Annotated in this window: 23 protein-coding genes and 1 pseudogene; 4 read left to right on the forward strand and 20 right to left on the reverse strand. The window is 49.8% G+C overall.

Features of this window, described 5'->3' with window-relative positions; translation table 11 throughout:
* Positions 1–360: 360 nt before the first annotated feature.
* From AJE_RS00735 to AJE_RS00775, 9 genes are all read right to left on the reverse strand, one after another.
* Complete coding sequence (locus AJE_RS00735) at positions 361–1503, reverse strand: zonular occludens toxin domain-containing protein (protein WP_008949220.1); 1143 nt, start codon at positions 1501–1503, stop codon at positions 361–363.
* Positions 1500–1817, reverse strand: a complete 318-nt coding sequence (locus AJE_RS00740; protein ID WP_008949221.1) for a DUF2523 family protein — start codon at positions 1815–1817, stop codon at positions 1500–1502. The genes AJE_RS00735 and AJE_RS00740 overlap by 4 nt, the downstream gene beginning before the upstream one ends.
* 1 nt (position 1818) lies before the next feature.
* Positions 1819–3450, reverse strand: a complete 1632-nt coding sequence (locus tag AJE_RS00745; protein ID WP_138984170.1) for a hypothetical protein — start codon at positions 3448–3450, stop codon at positions 1819–1821.
* 106 nt (positions 3451–3556) lie between these two features.
* Positions 3557–3691 (reverse strand): membrane protein, encoded by a 135-nt coding sequence (locus AJE_RS18860; protein ID WP_008949223.1) that lies wholly within the window; start codon positions 3689–3691, stop codon positions 3557–3559.
* A 1-nt stretch (position 3692) separates the two neighbouring features.
* Complete coding sequence (locus AJE_RS00755; RefSeq protein ID WP_008949224.1) at positions 3693–3977, reverse strand: hypothetical protein; 285 nt, start codon at positions 3975–3977, stop codon at positions 3693–3695.
* Positions 3978–4086: 109 nt separating this feature from the next.
* Positions 4087–4422 carry a hypothetical protein gene (locus tag AJE_RS00760; RefSeq protein ID WP_008949225.1) on the reverse strand — a complete coding sequence of 112 codons (336 nt, stop codon included), beginning with the start codon at positions 4420–4422 and terminating at the stop codon, positions 4087–4089.
* A 9-nt stretch (positions 4423–4431) separates the two neighbouring features.
* On the reverse strand, positions 4432–5601 hold the full coding sequence (locus AJE_RS00765) for a phage/plasmid replication domain-containing protein (RefSeq protein WP_008949226.1): 1170 nt from the start codon (positions 5599–5601) through the stop codon (positions 4432–4434).
* Positions 5598–5813 carry a hypothetical protein gene (locus AJE_RS00770; protein ID WP_008949227.1) on the reverse strand — a complete coding sequence of 72 codons (216 nt, stop codon included), beginning with the start codon at positions 5811–5813 and terminating at the stop codon, positions 5598–5600. Before AJE_RS00770 ends, AJE_RS00765 begins: the two co-directional genes overlap by 4 nt.
* Before the next feature lie 238 nt (positions 5814–6051).
* Positions 6052–6510 (reverse strand): hypothetical protein, encoded by a 459-nt coding sequence (locus tag AJE_RS00775; protein WP_008949228.1) that lies wholly within the window; start codon positions 6508–6510, stop codon positions 6052–6054.
* 130 nt (positions 6511–6640) lie between these two features.
* On the opposite strand from AJE_RS00775, the gene AJE_RS00780 reads away from it, so the two are divergent.
* Positions 6641–6994: a hypothetical protein gene (locus AJE_RS00780; protein WP_008949229.1), complete on the forward strand. Its 354-nt coding sequence runs from the start codon at positions 6641–6643 to the stop codon at positions 6992–6994.
* A gap of 223 nt (positions 6995–7217) precedes the next feature.
* Entirely contained in the window at positions 7218–7715 is a 498-nt protein-coding gene (locus AJE_RS18355; RefSeq protein ID WP_138984171.1) for a hypothetical protein, read from the forward strand.
* A gap of 26 nt (positions 7716–7741) precedes the next feature.
* Here the strand turns inward: AJE_RS18355 and AJE_RS00785 are convergent, their stop codons facing one another.
* The 11 genes and pseudogenes from AJE_RS00785 to gyrA all read right to left on the reverse strand — a co-directional run bounded on the left by AJE_RS00785 (position 7742) and on the right by gyrA (position 20183).
* On the reverse strand, positions 7742–8023 hold the full coding sequence (locus AJE_RS00785) for an HNH endonuclease (protein WP_008949230.1): 282 nt from the start codon (positions 8021–8023) through the stop codon (positions 7742–7744).
* A gap of 74 nt (positions 8024–8097) precedes the next feature.
* Positions 8098–9822, reverse strand: a complete 1725-nt coding sequence (locus tag AJE_RS00790; protein ID WP_008949231.1) for a potassium/proton antiporter — start codon at positions 9820–9822, stop codon at positions 8098–8100.
* Between the two features lie 145 nt (positions 9823–9967).
* Positions 9968–10666, reverse strand: a complete 699-nt coding sequence (gene pyrF, locus AJE_RS00795; protein ID WP_008949232.1) for an orotidine-5'-phosphate decarboxylase — start codon at positions 10664–10666, stop codon at positions 9968–9970.
* A gap of 21 nt (positions 10667–10687) precedes the next feature.
* Positions 10688–11821 (reverse strand): tetratricopeptide repeat protein, encoded by a 1134-nt coding sequence (locus AJE_RS00800; protein WP_008949233.1) that lies wholly within the window; start codon positions 11819–11821, stop codon positions 10688–10690.
* 5 nt (positions 11822–11826) lie between these two features.
* Complete coding sequence (locus tag AJE_RS00805; protein ID WP_083216210.1) at positions 11827–12072, reverse strand: DUF1049 domain-containing protein; 246 nt, start codon at positions 12070–12072, stop codon at positions 11827–11829.
* A 38-nt stretch (positions 12073–12110) separates the two neighbouring features.
* Positions 12111–12419 (reverse strand): annotated as a pseudogene (gene ihfB / locus AJE_RS00810) (integration host factor subunit beta); the annotation flags it as partial.
* 41 nt (positions 12420–12460) lie between these two features.
* Positions 12461–14140, reverse strand: coding sequence for a 30S ribosomal protein S1 (gene rpsA / locus AJE_RS00815; protein WP_008949235.1), 1680 nt, complete (start codon positions 14138–14140; stop codon positions 12461–12463).
* Between the two features lie 110 nt (positions 14141–14250).
* A complete protein-coding gene (cmk, locus tag AJE_RS00820) occupies positions 14251–14943 on the reverse strand; it encodes a (d)CMP kinase (protein WP_008608517.1) in 693 nt (230 codons plus the stop codon).
* 144 nt (positions 14944–15087) lie between these two features.
* Complete coding sequence (gene aroA / locus AJE_RS00825; RefSeq protein ID WP_008949236.1) at positions 15088–16368, reverse strand: 3-phosphoshikimate 1-carboxyvinyltransferase; 1281 nt, start codon at positions 16366–16368, stop codon at positions 15088–15090.
* On the reverse strand, positions 16365–17447 hold the full coding sequence (serC, locus tag AJE_RS00830) for a 3-phosphoserine/phosphohydroxythreonine transaminase (RefSeq protein ID WP_008949237.1): 1083 nt from the start codon (positions 17445–17447) through the stop codon (positions 16365–16367). The genes aroA and serC overlap by 4 nt, the downstream gene beginning before the upstream one ends.
* A gap of 105 nt (positions 17448–17552) precedes the next feature.
* The gene (gene gyrA / locus AJE_RS00835; protein WP_008949238.1) at positions 17553–20183 is read right to left on the reverse strand and encodes a DNA topoisomerase (ATP-hydrolyzing) subunit A; all 2631 of its coding nucleotides are present in this window, start codon (positions 20181–20183) and stop codon (positions 17553–17555) included.
* A 188-nt stretch (positions 20184–20371) separates the two neighbouring features.
* Here gyrA and ubiG point away from each other — a divergent pair, with 188 nt between their 5' ends.
* Together ubiG and nrdA are read left to right on the forward strand one after the other, a co-directional pair.
* Positions 20372–21100, forward strand: a complete 729-nt coding sequence (ubiG, locus tag AJE_RS00840; RefSeq protein ID WP_008949239.1) for a bifunctional 2-polyprenyl-6-hydroxyphenol methylase/3-demethylubiquinol 3-O-methyltransferase UbiG — start codon at positions 20372–20374, stop codon at positions 21098–21100.
* Positions 21101–21452: 352 nt separating this feature from the next.
* A complete protein-coding gene (gene nrdA, locus AJE_RS00845; RefSeq protein WP_008608509.1) occupies positions 21453–23738 on the forward strand; it encodes a class 1a ribonucleoside-diphosphate reductase subunit alpha in 2286 nt (761 codons plus the stop codon).
* The last annotated feature ends 10 nt before the right edge of the window (positions 23739–23748 follow it).

The following is a 23748-nucleotide window of genomic DNA, read 5'->3' on the forward strand; positions in this document are numbered from 1 at the left end:
TAAACCGGAAAAATCGCGGGGCGCGGAGACGCGCCAAGAAAACGCCTGGCGGCGGTGGCCGGAGACGGCCACAAGAAAAACGCTGCGCGGCGCCGGAGACGGCGCAAGAGTAACGCACCCAGGGGTGCGAGACGCTAAAGCGATATAATGCGTGCCTGCGGCACAGCTTTTGTGCCAGCTGCGCTGGCGAGGGGTTCGGCAGGGCGCGAACCGGCGGCGGATTGAAGTTCGGGTAAGGTTGGCGCGATTAGGCAGCGGTGCTGCCAAGAGTTTGCTGGTACCCGCTGCGCGTGGCGCTCCGCGCCATGCTCGCTGCATGGCCTGCGGCCATTAAAAAGCGTTACGTAACGCGCGGGCGCCTTACTCGGAACTTAGGGCCGTTTGCACCGATACAGTGGGGCTGTCGCACATTATCCAGCGCTGAAAGGTGTCGCCGTAACTGATACGGGCAATACAGTCAGCCATAACTTCCACAGCGTAACCGGCCAGCGCCAAATCGGCGTTGGTGATCTCCGATAGTACCTGGCCATTGCGAGAAACTGAGAAAAATAGGATTTTTTTGAAATTTCCACGCCTGTCGTAGTCCTGGTAATGCCCGGCAATGTGCAAATCAACACCGTTAAAGGGGTGCTGACCTTGTGATTTATCGGCAGGTTTTGCAGGTTGTTGTGGCAAGCTGTGACTTGTCAAAGTTTGATTCGATGCGGGTTGCTGTGATTCACCTGGTGAAGTTTGCTGTGGATTTTTGAGCGATTCGAGCTTAGCAATGGCTTCGGCTTGATGGTCTGGCCGGTCTTTACTCAGGTTTGCTATCACGATTAAAAGCGATAAGGCAAAACAGATTATCGCGCCCTTAGTGGTCCAGCGTTGGTACCATTTTTGAACGTCTGCAGTTGCAGCTTCTTTGACGCTGCCGCTAGATTTGGTGTGGCTCTTGTAAGCAGCAAAATACTTTTCTTCATAGGTTCTTTCGTGCGTGGTGATGATGTTACGCGATACACCATCAGCGACTTTGACAATGTATTTTTCATCACGACCAAGAAAACTGAGCTTGGTGCAGTAGTAGCAGTTCTGAACCATGTCTTTAACGTCACGGTCTACTTTGCGGAAATTCTGCGTCAGTAGCATGATGTCATGGCCATAATGGCGGTGCATCGACAAATACTCTTTTAATGCCTTATCGGTCGAACCTTGCGGCATAGCTAAATGCGCTTCATCAACAAAGAAATAAACGCCTTGACCGGCTTCATTGCGCCAGGTGTCGTACTTTAAAAAATCTTCGGCTTTGGAAAAGTAGCGTTTTTCGCCGTAATTATGAAAACCACCCTCAACGAGAACCATTAAATCACGTACATGGTCGCCCAGGACGCTAGAGAACCAGTCAACGTTTAACGGTATGTTGGTGATGATTTTGCGACCTTGTTTTAATGCCGGAAAAATATGCGTTATTACCGCTTCATAGGTTTTACCGGCCCCGGGCCGGCCTGATAAGCCGTTTATCATGAGCCTAACCTCGTAAAGGGTACCAGTTGCAGCATAAAGCGGATGGTTATGGCTGACATTATCATGCCAAGCGCCTGACCCAGGCCAATTTGAGAGAGTACCCAAGAGGTTTCAGGGGGCAGGGCGGCAATGTAACTGGTGACGTCTAAGCCCTGAAATAAGTCACCCATGCCTTGTAGGATAAAGGTAACCAGTATCATGCCTTGCTCAAAGGCGAAGAAAAAAACGTCTTTAATCATTGTAAACAGCGTAAAGGCTAAGGTTTTGATGGTATCCAGTAGCCAGTTGCCAAAATTGATTAACCACTGCGGCATATTACACCCCCGAAACAATGCGATAGCAGAAAATACCGGCGCAGATAAGGATCATAAGCCGGATAAACGCCCAAACTGCGGACGGAATTTCAAACGATTTGCAGCCATAGTCACCCATAGCGCCAAGGTTAAAACAGATATTAAAATCAGGTTGGCCGCCGGTTGGCTGGACGGTACCAAGTTGGTTTAAAAAGTTGAAAAGAGGCGTTTGCTGTAAATCAGCGCTGCGCTCTTGCCAGATTCCGACAAGGCCATCGGGGTAAGCCGATTCATACCAGGAGCAAATATCTTCATAACAGGTTTCACCGTCACCAGTGCCGGGTGCGGGTTCGCCATCATCACCAAAAGCGCCCTCTAAGGTGCCATCGATGTGGCCAAGTTGTTTGCCGATGCCGTCCAGCTGCATACCGATGCCATCGAGCTTAGAGTTAGTAAGGCCGACTTTGTCGGACACTTCATCCATTGCAATAGTGGTGTTACTGATTGACGTTACAACGTTATCTAAACGGCTTTCTACGCCCTTGTTGATTTCTTTAAAGTCGCCTTTGACCATGTCGTTTATCGACTTATTAGGGTCAGTTAGGGTGTCATCTGGTGGCGTTAGTTGGTCGCGGTCTTTTGGTGGTATTACCGGCGTATCGTCATAACAAACAAAATCACCGTTAACCGTGCCGCAGCCAGAAGCGCATTGCTCTACGCCGTTAACCACCTGGCATTTTTCAGCTTTATCAGCCCAGCACCATTTAACGCCGTTTTTTAGGGTAAAACAGTCTTTTGGTGCGTTATTTTCCGGTTCCAACGGGCCGCCATCAGTTGCACCGCATTTGACGCCGGTAAAAGTGCCGGACGGCTGACCAATTTGAGTAGGGCGAGTTTGCCAGCGTACCATTTGGGTATTGGTTTCAGCATTAAAGCCAGCGTAAGACCACGCCCATTTTTGCGCGGATACCTGGCATACGCATTCCAGCGGAGTATCACGGCCTGCGGCAATTTCTGACTGCCTGACACACTGAGGCGGGTTAGCTTCTGTATATTGGCCCTCAGGGGCAAGTAAATCGTTGTTAGTTTTTAAGCTATCGCCTGCGAAGTTTGAGCAGTCACATTCAGGTTCGGGTTCGGCTGGTACAGCGGGATGCCAACAAATTCCGCCTTCGGGTTCAATTGGATAAAAATTTAAAAACTGAGGTTTATCGTCAGGGGGACAATAATAATCAGTTGTTTTATTACGCATATTTGCCATGATTGAACCCTCAAGTGGAGAGCGACAAGTCTTATTGGGAAAATAAGTAGAATATTGAATATAAATTTTTGCTTGAAATTCATTAATAATTTGAGTCTGTACGCCTGTGGATGAACAAATATCAGAAGGGTCAATATTATTAAGTGGGTTAGAAAAAAATGGTTGTACAAGCGCTAAACATTGAGAAATATCCTTGACTAGACCTAATGACTCAGTAGAGGAACCTGCAAAACAATCATATAAAATAGATGGAGGTGCAGGGGTTGTACACATATGAACGCCATCAATTTCCTGATATGTACCACCATCGGGGCAAGGATTATGGTCTTGAGCCTTTAAAGGCGAAAAAAAAGCCCCGGCAATGACCAGGGCGCAGAGTAGAAAATATTTCATGTTTTTATGTCCTAAACATAAACCAAGAAACGATAAAGCCACAGAGCGCCCCAATCACCGCGATAAGCGTATAGATTAGGGCGACAATTAAGCCGCCCATAATCTTTTAAGCCTTATTAACAGCGCGCTTGCCTAAAGAGATACCTTTAAAGGCCATAGCGATACCGATAATCAGGATACCAACCGCACCAACGAAAGTTGCAACAGCGGTCATGTCAACAGCAGCAAAAATATCAGCCATTTTAAATTTTCCTTACAATTTGGGTGCCGATTCGCACCTTAAACGCTAAATAAGAGAGAAAGACAACGATGCCAAACCCCCAGGTGAAAGCCGATGTAACATCGGCAACGCTAATTTCTACCGCTGACAAGTAAGCGTTGTATTGGCCTGCTGTGATAAGCCAGTAACCGTTACAATCAGCCGCCGTATCAGCGGTAAAAATAAAAGTGCCGTCCTGCTGTGGGTGGGCGCATTGGGCCGCCACAGAGGAACTTAGGAGAAACAGCAGAACGGCAAAAATCTTCATAGTAAAAAGTCTCTTTTGCGGTCAAACAGAGCGCGCTTAACGTAAATGGCAGCAATGCTTGCGTAGTAGCAGACACCGGCGAAAATCAGTACGAAAAGCGCAGTCATGGTTAGGCCGTCTTAAGGTTTGCTGGCAGCTCTACGCCTACGCACTTAAAGGCAATGCCGCTCTTAGTGGTTTCCATAGTGCAAATCAGCGTAATAGGCTTTAAAAACAGCCCTTGCGCTGCATTGCCGATTTTGGTGGCAAGCAATAAATCGGGTTTGCCATCGGGGCCTACAATGTTGATTTTGGCAACGTGAGAGCCAACAAAGTTATTACCGCCTGGATCACGCTTAACCTGTGGATCACTGTCCATGACAGTGACGCTGGACCACTGCTGGCCAGAGTCCATCTGGCCGAAACTGACGTTTAAAAAAGTTTTAGTAATCGTTACTGAGTCCATCATATTTCCTTAGGCGATTGTGCCGCCGTCTACGAGTTGAAACGGTGACCGGGCATTAGCCACCCGGTACCACGTGGGCAGTTCGAGACTCCGCATGGTGATCTCGCGCTGATTTTTAAAAGTGGGCAGGGCGGCCCGAGACGGGCAGAACGGCACACTAATATCTATACCAAGCTGCAAAAGGCGGCTTTTGTGCTTGTAATAAGCACTGGATAACTGCTTTTTACGGTCTGTATTGTGAAAAGGTTGGCCGTTTAACCATTGCTGGCAGTACGCCTGGGTGGCGTAAGCTGCGCTGTGGCTGTTAACGATGCCGTTGTTTAAAAGCTGGCTTGCTATAGATGTAAAATCCACGGTAGCAACTCCTAAGGTTTCAATGAGCTTATCCAGCGTTGTTACGGTGTGATGGTTGGCTAATTGTTCTGTTGATACATAGCCGTAGTAGCACAGGTCGTAACGCTTAAGCTTTTCGGATTTAAAGGAATGTTCTTCACGGACAACACCGGACTGACAGCAGTAGTCAATCAGGTTTTGGTAATAGGTTTCGGTTTCTTCGTCAGCGCCTTTAAGGTTGCGGTTTTTATGGTCTAACAGGTCCGCTGATTTAACGTAGACTTTGGAGTAGTCCCAGCTGGAACCGCCGACATTGCGACTTTGCCAATCAACAGTCAGGCCATTGGGGTAAAGGTGAGGGCGCTTGCCGTTTGGTAGTGACAAGGTGGCAACACCACGCAAGAACGCCAGTTCATTCTTATGGCCTACGGCATGGTTGCGGGTAATGTCTATCATGGTGATTTGGGCACCAGAGTAGATTTTACGGAAGTTACCCTTTGCATCAGCGCTGGCAATGTCAAACTTGCCAGTAATAAAAGGAGGCAAACCAAGGCTTAACAGGATGCGGTTATATACCGCAACGCATTCTTCAATGGATTGTAAGCCCATCAGGTTATCAGGGCGGCCAAAGCGGCTGGGGTTGCCCTCAATGCGTACTTTATGGCCATCACAGTAAACGCCTATCGATGTACTGTGGCTGGCTTTAATGCGGCTGGCGTAAGCCTTGGGTGATTCTGAGGTTTCGCCGGTGACACCGTCTACCACGTAATAAAACTTGTCACCGACAAGCGGCAAGCATTGTTCATGCGTTTGCTGGATATAGAGCTTGTCGATAAACCATGTCATAGCGAGAAGCCCTCGCTAACAAACACATAAGCAATGGTCGTTGGCTGTGCCGGTTTACCGCGCAAGGTCCAATGATTAAAAGAACCAATGCGCGGGAAGCTGATTTTGATAATCAGGCGGCTTAAGTAAGCCAGGTTGGCGTAAGCCTGATTTGATGACCGGTAGCAGTTATAAAACGGGGCTGCGTAAGGGATGGTGTGCATTTGGTTCATAGCGAGTTATCCACCGTTTCTGTGGATAACTGAATGCCACATACCCAGTCACCAACGGCTGGTGAGAACGTACCCGGGTCTTTGCAGCCAGAAGCATTGTCAAAACTGGTCTTGCCGCATGCGTTGCAAGCCTCGATAAAGTCACAACAAAAAATGCAATAAAATGAAAAATGATGAGGCGCATCAGTGCGGCGGTGATTGACTCTAGCGCACGTTGGACAAGTGATGGCTATCGTTTTCATAACTGATACCCCTCAGCCTGAGAGCGCTTTAAACGGCGCTCAGTGCGTATAATTTCACGTAATAAGCCGGTCTTAACGTACACTTTGAAATAGTTAAAGCGAGGTTTGCCCACAGCAGCTGTGGGCACTTCGATTTCAGGGTGCTCAGCTGCGACCGGAAAAGTAGCGGCTGGAACCTCTGTAACTAATTCCGGCCCTTGCAGCTGAGCTAAAACGGCTAAATGCGCGTCAGTGGTATCGCGTACGTTTTCTGAATCAACCATGACAAACAACGGACGGTTGCCAGATAAGCGGGTACGCGCTGGCCAGAAGGTTACGCCAAAGGCGTCGATAACATAGGCGGTTTCGCCGCGGTATGACACACCAAACGAATCTAATTGCGCTAATGCCTCGTTTAACGAGGTAGCGCGAAACAGAATGGACTTAATGTGGTCTAAGGTGATTTGGGTATTCATGGTTCCAGCCTCGAATAGTTTGGTACAAGTAGACCAAATAAGTATGATCCTTGTTTTTGATTTGGTCAACCTGTACCAAATATTTTTATGCAAAAAAGTGCTATGATTTAAAAAATTTCAGGGGGTTAACATGGTTGAGAATTACAGCTGGTGGCTGATAGAGCAGCTAAAAAACAAAATGGGCACTACGAGTGACAGGAAAGCCGGTTTAACTCTGGAAAAGATGAACGATGGCAATTTAGGGAAGATTAAGCGTGGTGAAAGACACCTAACCCCTGAACAAGCACTCTATATCGCTGAGCAGTGCAATTTAGACGTGGGTGAGGTACTGGTGCGTCTGGATATGGAGAAAACGAAATCTGAGGCCGTACGGAGCGCTTTGGGTAACGTTTTAAAGCGGATAGTCGGAGCAGTGGCATGCATCAGTCTGACAATGGCGCTGATGATGACTCCGGCCAGTGACGACAGGCTGTCTGTCGCTTAATTGCCGATTTAACATAATATACATTATGGGCTATGATAACTTAGGCGAAGAAAGCTTTAAAAATAGACATAACCAGTCTAACCAACCCTTTGGCCGCTTGACCTCGTCCCATAAGCTCAATCACCTTAGCAGACTAACCGCAATAACTATTAGTCTTTTCTCCGGCACCATTTTCGCTTAAGGTGAGTAACAAATTATGTAACCCTCTATGACAGGATGTTGAATGAAGCGGATACTTACTGCAGCGTTATTAATTTTTCCTCTTGCGGCACTGGCCAACGACCAATACAGCCAACGCCGATGTGATTCCCTCAATGCAGAGCGTGAAACCATTAGAAAGCGTTTTAACAGTGGTTATGGTGTTTCTGAACGCAATTATTTGAACAAACGCGATCGTGAGCTATTTATGCTCATATCAACCCATTGTAAGAAACCAGTCCAGGAACGTCGGTTAAGTTCAATACAAACACCGGTGCGCTCTGAGCAAACTACGAGCTATTCCGCTACAACGTCTTCTGTTACACGCTCACCCAGGGCAAACTTCAGTGCTAGAAACCACGTTTTCTCACCTGAAAAAAGTGCTGCCTGGGATGCTTTTTACAAGATCCCCGCTCGTTGCCGCAGCAGAGATACTGCACCAGAGGATTTTGTATTCTGCGCAGAGGATAAAGCCGACCAACGTCGCGAGTTTGAGCGCCAATGGTCTAAGCAAAACCCATAGATGGTTGTGTGCCATGTAGGTACCGCCTAGCGTTGCTTTTTAGCCCATTCGATATGCTGTTGGACTTTCTCGCTCGTTAGCAGCAATGCCAGGCTGTTGTATTCTTTAGCCAGGGTCATTTCGTCGTAAAACCGATGGATAGTCTTATGACACAGCCTACAAAGCATAATGCCGGCTTGAAGCTGAGCTTTGTCATAATGCTTTTTAAAAAACGCCCGGCGATGCATTTTTCTTGGAATAAGATGATGAAAGGTTAATTCGACTTGCCGTTGGCACAGCATGCAGTGTTGAGCCGCAGTGGTTGGCATTACCAAATCCAATCATGTTTTATGTTACAGCACATAAGCAGCTATACGCTGTAGTCTGCACTTTAGCTCAAATCTCAATCTTGCAGCGGTTTAATACCAACCTGAGTAATATCGCCTTGCTCATTTATTTCACGTACCGTTAAAAGTAACTGATCCAGCTTCACCTGATCACCGATTACCACCCGGCGATGGAAACGTTCGCTAATATAGGCAGAAAGCGTCTGCTCCCGATTTAACTCAGCCATATTAATGGTATAGAATGCATCCAAATCACTCAGGCTAACTGCGCCATTCAGTAAGAAATCACCGAAGAAGTTACTGTTATCCAATACGCTCTTTTCAGCATCACTGGCGAGGATTTCGCTTAGCTTTTTCACATGTTTCAAATGCGATAACACCATAATGGTATCACCGGCAGCGATAGCAGGATCTTCACTGGCTTGTAGCCAGTCGCCATCCCGGATCAGCCCAAGATACTGCACCGGCAGCTGTACGCCGAGTTGTTGCCAGCGCATGGTTAGCACCGGTGAACGTGATGTCACTTTATAGGCCAGTACTTCCATCACATCTTTTGATGGCACCGCATCCAGTGGCATGGCCTGGTCGGGCTCAAGCTCTGCCGGAACTTCCAGTTTTAACCAACGGGCTACCGGGATCAAACTCCAGCCTTGTAACACCAGCGAGACAATAACCACTACAAAGGCGACGTCAAAGTACAGATGCTCATTTGGCACACCGGCCAGCCATGGAAACAGCGCCAGAATAATAGGCACCGCGCCTCTTAAGCCAACCCAGCTGATAAAGAGTTGATCGCGCATCGGGAATTTAAACGGGATCAAACAGATAAATACAGCCAGTGGCCTGGCGATAAAGATCAGCACCCCCGCTATTAATAATGCCTGCCATAGATGATCCATCAGGTTACCGGGTGAAACCAGCAGACCTAACATTAAAAACATACTGATCTGGCTGATCCAGGCTAACCCGTCGTGCATTCGCAGAATATGGATGATCTGAGGTAAACGGGCGTTACCAACGATATACCCCATCAGGTAAACTGCCAGAAAACCGCTGCCACCAAAGGAGTTCGTTAGTGCATAAATCATAATACTGCTAGCCACCGCCAATAGTGGAAAGAACGCGAAGCTTAGCGGCAATTTACGGCACAAGAATACGAACACCCTGCCCGCACCATAACCCATAGCACCACCGACCACGGCTTGCTGTAAAAAGGTCACCAGGACAAAGGCATCCAGCGCCTTGTCCTGAGCCAGCAGTGAGACGAGCGTCAAGGTCAGAATAACGGCCATCGGGTCGTTACTACCGGATTCGATCTCCAGTGTCGACGCCACCCGCTCTTTAATTTTTAGCCGCTGTGACTGGAAAATCGAAAATACCGCCGCGGCATCAGTGGAGCTGAGGATGGCACCAAGCAACAAGCCTTCAATCCAACCCAGCCCCAGTAAATAGGCTGCAGCCACCCCGACAGTGCCGCAGGTAATCACCACTCCGAGCGTTGCTAGCATTGACGCCGGCGCCAATGCAACCCGGAACCGCTCCGGGTGCGTCCGCATACCGCCGTCGAACAGAATGATCACCAGCGCGATGGAGCCGATCAAAAAAGCAATCTGAGGGTTAGCGAATTGGATACCCCCTATTCCATCCTCACCGGCGACCATTCCAATCAGCAGGAACACCAATAACATAGGTGCGCCAAGCCGCGCCGAAATCAGCGTGGCGATAATACTGATAAAGAACAATAAGGCGCCGGCCAGTATGGCCAGGTTAATTCCATCCATTTATGTTGCTCCGCTAACAGCTTACTGCCAGCCGTAACTGGCAGTATGGAGTGCACCAGGATCCGGTGCCGCTGTACCGAGAATAGCGGATTGGGCGGGGCTTTTACCAGTCTTTAACGTAAATTGCTGGTTTTTAGCTTAAAAATCAGGCAAGTTCGTCAACAATTGCCTTTAAGGCGCCAAGTGGATCCGCGGCTTTCGTGATTGGCCGGCCAATGACCATATAATCGACGCCGGCAAGTTGTGCTGCCTTGGGTGTCATCACCCGGCGTTGATCGTCTGCAGCACTGTTTGCCGGGCGGATCCCCGGGGTGACCAGTTGAAATTGCTGACCAAATTGCTGTTTTAACAAAGTCGCTTCCTGCGCAGAGCACACCACGCCATCCAGGCCCGCAGCAGCAGTTAACGCCGCCAGTTTTTGTACCTGCTGTGCCGGCGTTAGCATTATGCCGAGCTCAGTGAGATCCGATTGCTCCATACTGGTTAGCACAGTCACGGCGATCAGTTTGGGGGCCTGAGCGCCAAAAGGCAGTAGCGCTTCTTTGGCTGCCTGCATCATGCGGCTACCACCACTGGCGTGGACGTTTACCATCCAAACGCCAAGCTCGGCCGCTGCCGCCACCGCTTTGGCTACCGTATTCGGAATATCATGAAATTTCAGATCCAGGAAAACCTCAAAGCCTCGCTGTTGCAGGGCTTTAACAAAGTCAGGTCCGAAATGGGTAAACATCTCCTTGCCCACTTTTAACCGGCACAGGCTGGGATCTAACTGGCTAACCAGATTAAGCGCGTGCTGCTGCTGTTCGAAATCCAGCGCAACAATCACAGGCGAACGACAAGACATGAGGTATCCTTTAGCTAAAAATTAACGGCCATCGATCCCGGCAATGGGTTCTACAGTCTCCCACTGCTGACAGGACGGACATAACCAATAAGGTTGACGGGTTTTAAAGCCACAATTGCGGCAACTATACAGGGCTTTGGAGTCGAGATAGGCGTTTACCAGCTCTTCCACCGAGATCAGTGCCTCGGCAGCCAGCGCCGATTGCTGCTGACGCAGCTGCAATAATTTCTGGAATAAGCGGATATTCGGCTGTTGCCGCAGTTTAGGTAATAAATATTGCTCTGCGGCGGCGGCAGACTGATGTTCAGCCAGATGATCTGTCAGTAACAAACAGGCACTGATATTATGCTTGTCCGCCAGCGGGCTAAGTAACTGTTGCCATTCGGTCGCGTCCAACTGACATTGCTGCAATAATGGCAGCAGCTCTGCTGCCCATTGTACGCGCTGCTTTAACACACTCAGTATTGCCGCTTTCGCCACTGCCGGCTGCTGTTCAGCCAATGCCTGACGGGCCAGCGCAACGCGAGGCCGGATCGCTTGTGGAAAATGCTCTGCCAGTTGCTGCAGGCGGTTCAGATCCAGCTGTTGGCTTTTTTCCAGATGCTGAATTTGCATATTTGCCAACATAATGCGCAAACTACGCGATTGGGTTTTCTCAACCGCCGGTTGCAATGCTACGGCTTTTTGTGGCTCATGGGTGGCCAGGAAGATACTGAATAGCTGTTTCAGCACAGCTTCGCGCAGTAGCTCATTGTCGGTGAGTGGTAACAGCAGGTATTCGGCGCGGTCAAACAAACCGGCTGAAAAGTAGTCTTTTGCCAGTTCAAACTGGATCTGCTGTGCTTTGTTTTTTGGCAGTTTTAGCTGGTGCAGCTTTTCATGAATTTTTATTGCCTTGTCCCAATCGCCTTTGCGCCGGAACAGGTTTGCCAGTGCCAGATAGGTATCAATAGTAGCGGCTTCAATATCCAGCAGTTCCAGCAGTTGCTCTATGGCCTTATCTTCCTGATCGGTGAGCAGAAAGTTCAAACCAGATGACAGATTGCGGGTAACGTCAGCCCTGCCCTTAAGCTCTTTGGTTTTCAGGCTATTTCGTCCCATAAACCAACCGTAAGCAGCGGCAACAGGAAGTAACAGAAATAGCAGTTCAGGCATAGCGGTCAGGCTTTATCAGCGGTTTTACTAAACCAGCCCCGGGTTTTACGTTGTAACGAGAAGAGCAAACTGAATACCAGGCCCAGCAGTAAGCCGGTGACTAAAAAAATCACGGCGATATCGACGACGCGCAATTCCAGTCTGACGACCAGTAGATTCAGCTCAGTGAGTTGTTGATTAGTGGAGCCGAGTAAAAAACCCAGCAAGATTACCAGCAGCGTGAAAAAAATAAAAACCAGTCTACGCAACACTCAGCTCCGTTAAGTTTGCCGATAACAAGCAATAACTATCAGGTATTATCTTTTACCCGATCCCGCAGTTCTTTACCGGGCTTGAAGTGTGGCACGTATTTGCCATCTAACTCAACCTTGTCGCCGGTTTTTGGATTACGGCCAACACGGGGGGCGCGATAATGCAGCGAAAAGCTACCAAAACCACGAATTTCAATACGTTCGCTGGAAGCAAGCGATTGTGCCATCTGCTCCAGAATTTCTTTTACAGACGCTTCAACATCTTTGACCTGAATATGGGGGAAACTGGTGGCAAGCTTTTCAATTAATTCAGATTTGGTCATAGACCCTCCGGCATACCTGCGTGTAGAGAAAGCAGGAGGCTTAGGCCCCCTGCTTCACTGGCATTTTAGTCCTGCTTTTGAGCAGCTTTAAATGCTTCAGCCATAGCGTTTACACCAAAGTCAGCATCTTGTTGCTTGCTGTTGATGTTATCCATAGCTTCTTTTTCTTCAGCTTCAAACTTGGCTTTGATAGACAGGCTGATTACGCGGTTCTTACGATCCACGCCCATCAGACGGGCTTCAATGGCTTCGCCAACTTTCAGCGCTGTAGTAGCGTCTTCAACGCGATCACGTGAAATATCAGACACGCGAACGTAACCTTCAACACCACCTTCTAACATCACAGTAGCGCCTTTAGCGTCAACGGCTGAAACTTCACCTTTAACGATAGCACCTTTTTTGTTGTCAGCAAGGTAATCATTGAACGGATCTTCGTCCAGTTGTTTGATACCTAAAGAGATACGCTCACGCTCTGGGTCAACTTGCAGTACAACAGCGTGTACTTCGTCGCCTTTCTTGAATTCACGAACTGCATCTTCGCCGGTTGAGTTCCAGCTGATGTCAGATAAGTGAACCAGACCGTCGATGCCGCCGTCCAGACCGATGAAGATACCGAAGTCAGTGATAGACTTGATCTTACCGCTTACGCGATCGCCCTTGTTGAAGCCCTTAGCGAACTCTTCCCATGGGTTAGCTTTACACTGTTTCAGACCTAAAGAAATACGACGACGTTCTTCGTCGATTTCCAGAACCATAACTTCCACTGCATCACCCAGGTTAACAACCTTAGATGGGTGGATGTTCTTGTTGGTCCAGTCCATTTCAGATACGTGTACTAAGCCTTCTACGCCTTCTTCGATTTCTACGAAGCAGCCGTAATCAGTCAGGTTAGTTACGCGACCAGAAATTTTCGCGCCTTCTGGGTAACGTGAAGCGATAGCTGCCCACGGATCTTCGCCCATTTGCTTCAGGCCTAAAGATACGCGTTGCTTATCACGGTCGAACTTCAGTACTTTAACTGGAATTTCGTCGCCAACGTTAACGATTTCGCTTGGGTGCTTAACGCGCTTCCACGCCATATCAGTGATATGCAGTAAGCCGTCTACGCCGCCTAAGTCTACGAAAGCACCGTAGTCAGTCAGGTTCTTAACGATACCCTTAACTTCCATGCCTTCTTCTAAGTTTTCTAACAGCTGGTCACGTTCCTGGCTGCTCTCAGATTCGATCACGGCACGACGTGATACCACCACGTTGTTACGCTTCTGATCCAGCTTGATAACTTTGAATTCCAGCTCTTTGTGCTCTAAGTGTGCTGTATCACGTACCGGACGTACGTCTACTAATGAACCAGGCAGGAAAGCGCGGATGCCGTCAACTTCAACCGTGAAGCCACCTTTAACTTTACCAGTGATAACACCGATAACAGTTTCTTTGTCTTCACAAGCTTTTTCCAGGCGAACCCAGGCTTCATGACGCTTAGCTTTCTCGCGAGACAGTAAGGTTTCACCGAAACCATCTTCGATAGCGTCTAAGGCTACGTCGATGATGTCACCCACGTTCACTTCGATTTCGCCGCTCAGAGATTTGAACTGCTCAACCGGAATGGCTGCTTCTGATTTCAGACCGGCGTCAACCATAACAACGTCTTTCAGAACAGCAACAACAGTACCTTTAACGATGGCACCTGGGCGGGTTTCGATGGCTTTGAGGCTTTCCTCAAATAATAAAGCAAAATTTTCAGTCATAGTCACTTTTTCGGTTAAGTGCTCCACTTCACATCTTGTGTTATGGGGTTGCTAAATTTACCAGTAAGCATCCGTGTTACTGGCTGTCCAACATGCAGCTTCGGCCTGGTTCACCGGTTGTGCACAGGCAATTTACCTTGCACCACCTGCAGCACCTCTTGCAGCACTTGTTCAATGGTTTTACCGGTCGAATCCAGCATATAGGCGTCCGCAGCCGGTTTTAGCGGTGCCGTCGCGCGATTGGTATCCCGATCGTCGCGGGCCTGGATTTCGCTTAAAAGGTCGCCGATATTAACATCAAAACCCTTTTGTTTCAACTCTAAAAAACGCCGGTTGGCGCGCTCTTGCGCGGTGGCGGTTAAAAAGATTTTAACTTCAGCCTGTGGGAATACGACTGTACCCATATCACGGCCATCGGCAACTAAACCCGGTTGTTCGGCAAAGGCGCGCTGGCGACGCAGCAGGGCTTCACGCACTGTGGGTAAGGATGCAATTTTTGATGCCATTTCAGCCACTTCCTGCGTACGGATACTGTGGCTAACATTTTCACCTTCCAGGATCACCAGGGTATTACCGGCTTCGTCACTGGCAAACTGCACATCCAGGTGCGCGGCCAGCGGTTGCAGCGCCGCTTCATCAGCAGCATCGATTTGATGATGCATCGCCGCCAGCGCTAACACCCGGTATATGGCGCCGCTGTCGAGTAACTGCCATCCCAGTTGCTGGGCAACTAAACGGCTGATCGTACCTTTACCCGCGCCACCAGGGCCATCGATAGTAATAACAGGTGCATTAAGTGGCATCCTACCCCCAGAAAACAGATTAATAGCTATTGAAAACGGCGCACATTATACAGCTTTTTATGACAAAAGCTGTGTTTAACTGCGGTGGAGAAAAAGAAAACGCGTAGCCGACTTGGTTACGCGTTTTGGCTGAGAGAGCCGGTTTTACTGGCTCAGCTGCCGGAATACCTCAAAGTATTGCGGGAAAGTTTTAGCGGTACAATCCGGATCTTCAATGGTTACCGGCGTATCACTTAATGCGACCAGTGAGAAACACATCGCCATCCGATGGTCATTATAGGTGGCAATGCTGGCGTGCTTTAGCTGTGCCGGTGGCGTGATTCTCAGATAATCTTCGCCTTCTTCTACCTCGGCACCAACTTTTCTTAGCTCTGTTGCCATCGCTGCCAGCCGATCGGTTTCTTTAACCCGCCAGTTATAAACATTGCGGATCACCGTCGGCCCTTTGGCAAACAGCGCCGTGGTGGCAATGGTCATCGCAGCATCCGGAATGGCGTTATAATCACGGTCAATGCCAGTTAATTGGTTACGGGTAACGGCTATGTAGTCACTGGCCCATTCCACTGTGGCGCCCATCGCCTCCAGCGCATCGGCAAAGTGAATATCGCCCTGCACCGCATCTTTACCAATGCCGGTGACTTTAATGGTACCGCCTTTAATCGCTGCGGCGGCCAAAAAGTAAGACGCCGATGACGCATCGCCCTCAACCAGCCAGTGGCCCGGCGAGCGGTAACGCTGGTTACCCGTTACCAGGAAGCGCTGATATTGCTGGTTTTCCACCGTGACGCCAAAGCGTGCCATCAATGCCAGCGTGATATCAATATAGGGTTTAGAGACCAGCTCACCGTCAATCAGGATCTCGCTATCGCCGTTTAGCAGTGGCGCTACCATCAGCACAGCCGTTAAAAACTGACTGGAGATACTGCCATTAATCCGCATCGTACCGGCGCTAAGGGATTTGCCTTTGATCCGCAGTGGCGGAAAACCATCCTGCTCCAGATACTGAATATCGGCGTCAAGTTGGCGCAGTGTGTCGACCAGATGGCCGATCGGCCGCTCATACATCCGTGGCTCGCCAGTTAGCGTCACATCAACATTAGACGCAGCCAGGGCTGCCGTTAACGGTCGCATCGCGGTGCCGGCGTTACCTAAAAATAACGTTAGCGCATGCGGATGATGAAACAAACCACCCAGACCATGTACTTCGCATTCGGTACGACAAGCTGATAACTTATAACTGACGCCGAGCGCCGTTAAGGCGTTCAGCATATGCTTAACATCATCGCTGTCGAGCAAGTTAGTGATGCGGGTCGTGCCTTCGGCCAGTGCCGCTAACAGCAGGACCCGGTTAGAAATACTTTTCGAACCGGGTAAATGCACTTCACCGGCCACTTTGGCGATAGGTTGCAGGGTTAGGGTTTTCATCCGTGCACCCTCTCAAACTCCTGCATAAAGCTGACCAGCGTTTGTACGCCCGCCAACGGCATCGCATTATAAATACTGGCGCGCATACCGCCGACCATGCGGTGCCCCTTTAACGCCAGTAATCCATGTTGCTCGGCTTCGGTTACGAACAGATCGTTTAAGCGTTCATCGGCCAGGAAAAACGGCACATTCATCCAGGAACGATAGGCCGTATCAACGTCGTTGCGGTAAAAATCACTTTGGTCGATAAACTGATACAGCGTCTGGGCTTTTTGCTGATTTAACTTAGCCATCGCTGCCACACCGCCCTGAGCTTTTAACCATTTAAACACTAAACCGGCCAGATACCAGGCATAGGTCGGTGGCGTGTTAAACATGCTGTCATTTTCAGCGGCGAGGCGGTAATCCAGCACCGCCGGAATGGCGCTGTTCGGCGCCGGCAATAAATCTTCGCGTACTATGGCAACGGTCAGGCCTGAGGGGCCGATATTCTTCTGCGCGCCGGCATAGATCACGCCGTAGCGGCTGACATCCAGTGGCCGCGATAAAATAGTCGATGACAGATCCGCAACTAACGGCACTGAGGTTTGCGGTAAGGTCGAGAACTCGAGGCCATCGACGGTTTCGTTCGGGCAAAAGTGCGCATAGGCCGCACCTGAGTTAATTTGCCAGTCTGCTGGGCTTAGCAAACTGCGGTTGCCATCGGCGTTCTTTACGCGGATATCCTGCGCTTTAATCTGACCAAACTTAGCCCCTTCTTCAACCGCTGCGGATGACCAGGCACCCGAGACAAAATAGTCGGCACTTTGACCGCTCTTTAACAAATTAAGCGGCACGGCAGAAAACTGGCCACGGCCACCACCGTGCATAAACAGTACCTTGTAGTTGGCGGGGATCGCCAGTAAATCGCGCAGGTCCTGTTCCGCGTCAGCGGCAACTTTAATAAAAGGCTTGCTACGATGGCTCAGCTCCATTACCGAGCAGCCCTGGCCTTGCCAGTTCACAAATTCCTGCTGGGCTTGCGCCATTACTTCAACAGGCAGCATCGCCGGGCCAGCGCAAAAATTATAGGTTGTCATGGTTAGATCTCACTTTCGTTGCGTAATTTAAAACTGGCCTTAGTTGTTCTTTCTTGTTCTGCCTAAAAGAAAACGAGCGCCAAAGCGCCCGTTTTCTAAACAGTATTATTCTTCTTCGCCGGCGTCATCCTGCGCCAGTTGGCTGTCCTGCACCTCCGGCGTACGCACTACAGCTTCGGCATCAGCCAGCGCTGTGACCTGCTCTTCCTGAATTTCAGCAATGCGCTCCACACCCGAGACTTTTTCGCCTTCCTGGGTACGGATCAGGATCACGCCCTGGGTGTTGCGACCCACTTCTGATACTTCACGTACCCGGGTGCGTACTAGCGTACCTTTGTCTGAAATCATCATGATCTCGTCACTTTCTGCGACCTGCACCGCACCGACCACCAGGCCGTTACGCTCAGAGACCTTGATCGAGACCACACCCTGGGTAGCGCGGCTCTTGGTCGGATATTCGGTCAGCGCAGTACGTTTCCCATAGCCGTTTTCGGTTACAGTCAGAATAGCGCCTTCGCCCTGAGGAATAATCAGTGACACCACGCTGCCGCCCTCGCGTAAGCGGATACCGCGTACACCGGTGGCGCCTCGGCCCATTGGCCTTACAGCTTCTTCTGCAAAGCGGACAACCTTGCCATCGTCCGAGAACAGCATAATTTCGTTGCTGCCATCGGTAATGCCAACGTCGATTAGCTTATCGCCTTCATTCAGATTTACGGCAATAATACCGTTGCTGCGAGGCCGTGAGTATTCGGTCAAGGCGGTTTTCTTCACAGTACCGTTGGCGGTGGCCATAAAGACGTACTTACCTTCCTCATATTCGCGCACAGGCAGGATGGCGTTAATGCGCTCGCCCTCTTCCAATGGCAGAATATTGACAATAGGTTTGCCACGCGCGGTGCGGCTGGCCAGCGGTAACTGATACACCTTCAGCCAGTATAAACGGCCGCGATTAGAGAAACACAGAATGGTATCGTGGGTGCTGGCAACCAGCAGCTTATCGACGAAATCTTCATCTTTTACGGTAGTCGCGGCTTTACCGCGGCCACCACGGCGCTGTGCTTCATAATCAGACAGTGGCTGATATTTGGCATAACCCAGGTGTGATAAGGTCACCACCACATCTTCTTCGGTGATCAGATCTTCTAAGTTGATATCCAGCATATTGTCCTGGATCTCGGTGCGCCGGGCATCGCCGTATTGGGCTTTGGCTGCCGCCAGCTCTTCGCAGATCACTTCCATCAGCCGCTCCGGGCTTGCCAGGATGTGCAGTAACTCAGCAATCAGATCCAACAGCTCTTTATACTCGGCCAGGATCTTTTCATGTTCCAGGCCAGTTAACTTGTGCAGACGTAAATCGAGGATCGCCTGGGCTTGCTGTTCTGTCAGGAAGTACTGGCCATCGCGAATGCCAAAATGTTCTTCCAGCCATTCCGGACGCGCTGCATCCTGACCGGCACGCTCCAGCATGGCGCTCACGCCACCCAGCTCCCAACCGCGCTCGACTAAACCTGCTTTGGCTTCTGCCGGGCTGGCTGAGGTTTTAATCAGTTCGATAATAGCATCGATATTGGCCAGTGCAACGGCTAAACCCTCTAAGATATGGGCGCGTTCGCGGGCTTTACGCAGGTCGAATACCGTGCGGCGGGTCACCACTTCGCGTCGATGCAGAATAAAGTACTCCAGCATCTCTTTCAGGCTTAACAGCTTTGGCTGGCCATTGGCCAAGGCCACCATATTGATACCAAATACCGTTTGCATCTGGGTATTGGCATATAACTGGTTAAGCATCACGTCTGAGGATTCGCCGCGTTTTAGCTCAATCACAATCCGCATGCCGTCTTTATCAGACTCATCACGTAGCGCTGAGATACCTTCAATACGTTTTTCTTTTACCAGCTCGGCAATTTTTTCAATCAGGCGCGCTTTATTTACCTGATACGGAATTTCATTAACGATAATGGCTTCGCGGCCCGTTTTTTCGTCGGTTTCCAACGTGGTTTTGGCGCGGATATACACCTTGCCCCGGCCGGTACGGTAGGCTTCTTCAATACCTTTACGGCCATTGATAATGGCCGCAGTCGGGAAATCAGGGCCCGGAATATGTTGCATCAGTTCGTGCAATTCAATATCCGGATTCGCAATCAGTGCCAGACAGCCATCAATAATTTCATTCAGGTTATGCGGCGGAATATTGGTTGCCATACCTACGGCAATACCGGATGAGCCGTTAATCAGCAGGTTCGGTACCTTGGTCGGTAATACGGCAGGAATTTGTTCAGTGCCGTCATAGTTAGGCACAAAATCAACGGTTTCTTTGTCCAGATCGGCTAACAGCTCATGGGCAATGCGGGCCATTCTGACTTCGGTATAACGCATGGCGGCGGCAGAGTCGCCGTCAATCGAACCAAAGTTACCCTGACCGTCCACCAGCATATACCGCAGCGAAAATGGCTGAGCCATCCGCACGATAGTATCGTATACCGCACTGTCACCATGAGGGTGGTATTTACCGATAACATCACCGACGACACGGGCGGATTTTTTGTAGGCCTTGTTCCAGTCGTTACCCAGTTCCTTCATGGCAAACAACACGCGGCGGTGCACTGGCTTCAGACCATCCCTGACATCGGGTAAGGCCCGGCCAACGATTACGCTCATGGCATAATCGAGGTAGGAATTTTTTAATTCCTCTTCGATATTTATTGGAACTATTTCTCTGGCCAGATCTGTCATAAAACGTTATTTTCCCTTAAATCAGATAGATAACTCGCTTTTCTTGCCTTTGTTTAGCGCGAGACAACGCCGGATTCTATCACAGAAATATTACCTTGCCATGCCTGTTTGCACCGCCTGCTCGAATTGCCGCCGTTGCCAGCACCGGCTAAGGCTTTATAATGCGCGAAAACAATCAGGTAGTGACTATGAACAGCCCCGATAACTTCGATAAAAACAGTAACGTCGATCAGAATGAAATCAGTAAGTTTAATGAGATTGCTGCCCGCTGGTGGGATCCGGAAGGCGAGTTTAAACCACTGCACTTATTAAATCCGACCCGCTTAGGTTATATCAGTGATCAGCTCGGTGGGCTGTTTGGCCGCCATACTCTCGACGTCGGCTGTGGTGGTGGCATCCTGGCCGAGAGTATGGCGCGCGCCGGCGCAAAGGTAACCGGTATTGATATGGCGCCGGATGGCCTGAATGTCGCCCGCCTGCATGCCCTGGAAGCCGGAGTGAATATTGATTATCAGCAAAGCACCGCAGAAGACTTTGCCGAGCGCCACGCCGGCGAATTTGAACTGGTGACCTGTATGGAAATGCTGGAGCATGTACCGGATCCGGCATCGGTGGTGCGCGCCTGCGCCGAACTGGCCGCACCCGGTGCTACTCTGGTGTTCTCGACCATTAATAAAACCGCCAAGGCGTACCTGTTTGCCATAGTCGGCGCTGAGTATCTGTTAAAGCTGGTGCCGCGCGGTACCCATCAGTTTGATAAGTTTATCCGCCCCTCAGTATTGATGCGCTATATCGAAGACGCCGGTTTGGAATTAGTGGATGCCACTGGTCTGCATTTTAACCCGCTCAATAACAGCTTTAAGCTTGGTGCCGGTTTGGACGTAAACTACTTTGTGGTGGCGCGTAAACCAGTCTGATGGTTAAGCAGCTGGGTGCCGTAATACGCCCTGGCTGCTAAATAACCGCTTAAACTAAAAATGACGCTTTATAGAACAAATAAATCCAAGCAAAAAAATCTATAAAAAAGCTTGCCTCTGACCGGTGCATCCGGGCACACTGAGCTCAAGGTTAGTGGCTGCTAACCGGCAAAAAAACTGCACAAAAAAGCCGCTTTTTCCTCGCTTGCAAATTCCAACAATACACACTATCTTGTGATCGTCTTTTGAAATACACCCATATGTTGTGTAAATCGTCAGCAACCCGGGTGTATTGATAGCCGTGCGCTAAACCCGATTCATTTATTATTAAAAGAAATGGAATACTTCAGCGATGACTCAAACTCTTTTTGTGACTAAGCGCGATGGTCGGCGCGAACCTCTGGATTTAGATAAAATTCACCGCGTCATTGACTGGGCGGCCGAGGGGTTAAAAAACGTGTCGGTGTCGCAGGTGGAACTGAAATCCCATATTCAGTTCTATGATGGCATCAAGTCGTCCGATATTCATGAAACCATTATCAAGGCCGCTGCCGACCTGATCTCAAAAGAGACCCCGGATTACCAGTATATGGCGGCCCGGCTGGCAGTATTCCATTTACGCAAAAAAGCCTACGGTCAGTTCGAACCACCTCACCTGTATGATCAGGTGGTGAAGATGGTCGAAGCCAAACGCTACGATATGCATATCCTGACCGACTACAGCCGCGAAGAGCTGGATATTCTGAATAGCTATATCGACCATAGCCGCGATCTGAATTTCAGTTATGCTGCCGTTAAGCAGCTGGAAGGTAAATATCTGGTACAAAACCGGGTAACCGGTGAGATTTATGAAAGCGCCCAGTTCCTCTATATGCTGGTTGCCGCCTGTTTATTTGCCAATTACCCGAAGAGCACCCGGCTGGATTATGTACGCCGCTTCTATGATGCGACGTCGCTGTTTAAGATTTCACTGCCGACACCTATTATGTCGGGCGTGCGTACCCCGACCCGTCAGTTCAGCTCCTGCGTACTGATTGAGTGCGGTGATAGCCTGGATTCGATCAATGCCACCTCCAGCGCCATTGTAAAATACGTCTCGCAGCGCGCAGGTATTGGTATTAACGCGGGTCGTATTCGTGCTCTGGGTAGCCCAATCCGTAATGGCGAAGCCTTCCATACTGGCTGTATCCCGTTTTATAAGCATTTCCAGACCGCAGTAAAAAGCTGCTCGCAAGGCGGTGTACGTGGTGGTGCCGCCACCCTGTTCTACCCCTTATGGCATCTGGAAGTTGAATCGCTGCTGGTACTGAAAAATAACCGCGGTGTAGAAGAGAACCGGGTAAGGCATCTGGACTATGGCGTGCAGTTTAACCGCCTGATGTATCAGCGCCTGATTAAAGATGACTATATCACCTTATTCAGCCCGTCTGATGTGCCGGGGCTGTATGATGCTTTCTTTGAAGATCAGGAAAAGTTTGAAGCCTTATATGTGAAGTATGAAGCTGACAGCAAGATCCGTAAAAAGCGCATTAAGGCAGTCGAACTCTTTACCTTATTTATGCAGGAGCGCGCCAGTACCGGCCGCATTTACCTGCAAAACGTTGACCACTGCAATACGCACAGCCCGTTTAACCCGGCACTGGCTCCGGTACGGCAAAGCAACCTGTGTCTGGAAATTGCGCTGCCGACCAAACCGCTGGAGCATGTTAACGATCCAAACGGTGAGATCGCGCTCTGTACACTGTCAGCCTTTAACCTCGGCGCCATTGAACAGCTGGACGAGTTTGAACCGCTGGCAGATTTAGCGGTGCGGGCACTGGATAGCCTGCTGGATTATCAGGATTACCCTATTCCGGCTGCTCAATCCGGCTCCATGGCGCGTCGTACTCTGGGCATTGGTGTGATTAACTACGCCTACTACCTGGCGAAGCATGGCGTGAAATACTCGGATGGCTCGGCCAATGCCCTGACCCACCGTACCTTCGAAGCGATGCAGTACTATCTGCTCAAAGCCTCGGTGAAACTGGCGCAGGAACAAGGCCCTTGTCCGAAGTTTAACGAAACCACTTATGCGCAGGGTATTCTGCCGATTGATACCTATAAAAAGGATCTGGATAAGGTTTGTGCTGAAGCCTTACAACTGGATTGGGAGCAGCTGCGTAAAGATATTCAGCAGTATGGCCTGCGTAACTCAACGTTGTCGGCCCTGATGCCATCTGAGACCTCATCGCAGATCTCGAATGCGACTAACGGTATCGAGCCGCCGCGCGGTCATATCAGCGTTAAGGCCAGTAAAGACGGCATCTTAAAGCAGGTTGTGCCGGAGTATGAGCGCTTAAAAGATCAGTACGAGCTGCTGTGGGATATTCCATCAAACGATGGTTATCTGACGCTGGTGGCGATTATGCAGAAATTTATCGACCAGACCATCTCGGCTAACACCAACTATGATCCGGCCAAGTTCGAAGGCGGTAAAGTACCGATGAAGATCCTGCTAAAAGATCTGCTTACCGCTTACAAGCTGGGTGTGAAGACAATGTATTATCACAACACCCGTGATGGCGCTTCAGATATCCAGGATGATATCAAGCCCGCAGCAGAAGACGACGGCTGCGCCGGTGGCGCCTGTAAGATCTAATGCAGTGAAG

The organism is Alishewanella jeotgali KCTC 22429 (assembly GCF_000245735.1).
Classification (GTDB): domain Bacteria; phylum Pseudomonadota; class Gammaproteobacteria; order Enterobacterales; family Alteromonadaceae; genus Alishewanella; species Alishewanella jeotgali.

Coding starts and splice junctions, on each gene's coding strand:
- AJE_RS00735 (WP_008949220.1), bottom strand. CDS start 1,503: ATGATAAACGGCTTATCAGGCCGGCCCGGGGCCGGTAAAACCTATGAA.
- AJE_RS00740 (WP_008949221.1), bottom strand. CDS start 1,817: ATGCCGCAGTGGTTAATCAATTTTGGCAACTGGCTACTGGATACCATC.
- AJE_RS00745 (WP_138984170.1), bottom strand. CDS start 3,450: ATGAAATATTTTCTACTCTGCGCCCTGGTCATTGCCGGGGCTTTTTTT.
- AJE_RS18860 (WP_008949223.1), bottom strand. CDS start 3,691: ATGGCTGATATTTTTGCTGCTGTTGACATGACCGCTGTTGCAACTTTC.
- AJE_RS00755 (WP_008949224.1), bottom strand. CDS start 3,977: ATGAAGATTTTTGCCGTTCTGCTGTTTCTCCTAAGTTCCTCTGTGGCG.
- AJE_RS00760 (WP_008949225.1), bottom strand. CDS start 4,422: ATGGACTCAGTAACGATTACTAAAACTTTTTTAAACGTCAGTTTCGGC.
- AJE_RS00765 (WP_008949226.1), bottom strand. CDS start 5,601: ATGACATGGTTTATCGACAAGCTCTATATCCAGCAAACGCATGAACAA.
- AJE_RS00770 (WP_008949227.1), bottom strand. CDS start 5,813: ATGAACCAAATGCACACCATCCCTTACGCAGCCCCGTTTTATAACTGC.
- AJE_RS00775 (WP_008949228.1), bottom strand. CDS start 6,510: ATGAATACCCAAATCACCTTAGACCACATTAAGTCCATTCTGTTTCGC.
- AJE_RS00780 (WP_008949229.1), top strand. CDS start 6,641: ATGGTTGAGAATTACAGCTGGTGGCTGATAGAGCAGCTAAAAAACAAA.
- AJE_RS18355 (WP_138984171.1), top strand. CDS start 7,218: ATGAAGCGGATACTTACTGCAGCGTTATTAATTTTTCCTCTTGCGGCA.
- AJE_RS00785 (WP_008949230.1), bottom strand. CDS start 8,023: ATGCCAACCACTGCGGCTCAACACTGCATGCTGTGCCAACGGCAAGTC.
- AJE_RS00790 (WP_008949231.1), bottom strand. CDS start 9,822: ATGGATGGAATTAACCTGGCCATACTGGCCGGCGCCTTATTGTTCTTT.
- pyrF (WP_008949232.1), bottom strand. CDS start 10,666: ATGTCTTGTCGTTCGCCTGTGATTGTTGCGCTGGATTTCGAACAGCAG.
- AJE_RS00800 (WP_008949233.1), bottom strand. CDS start 11,821: ATGCCTGAACTGCTATTTCTGTTACTTCCTGTTGCCGCTGCTTACGGT.
- rpsA (WP_008949235.1), bottom strand. CDS start 14,140: ATGACTGAAAATTTTGCTTTATTATTTGAGGAAAGCCTCAAAGCCATC.
- cmk (WP_008608517.1), bottom strand. CDS start 14,943: ATGCCACTTAATGCACCTGTTATTACTATCGATGGCCCTGGTGGCGCG.
- aroA (WP_008949236.1), bottom strand. CDS start 16,368: ATGAAAACCCTAACCCTGCAACCTATCGCCAAAGTGGCCGGTGAAGTG.
- serC (WP_008949237.1), bottom strand. CDS start 17,447: ATGACAACCTATAATTTTTGCGCTGGCCCGGCGATGCTGCCTGTTGAA.
- gyrA (WP_008949238.1), bottom strand. CDS start 20,183: ATGACAGATCTGGCCAGAGAAATAGTTCCAATAAATATCGAAGAGGAA.
- ubiG (WP_008949239.1), top strand. CDS start 20,372: ATGAACAGCCCCGATAACTTCGATAAAAACAGTAACGTCGATCAGAAT.
- nrdA (WP_008608509.1), top strand. CDS start 21,453: ATGACTCAAACTCTTTTTGTGACTAAGCGCGATGGTCGGCGCGAACCT.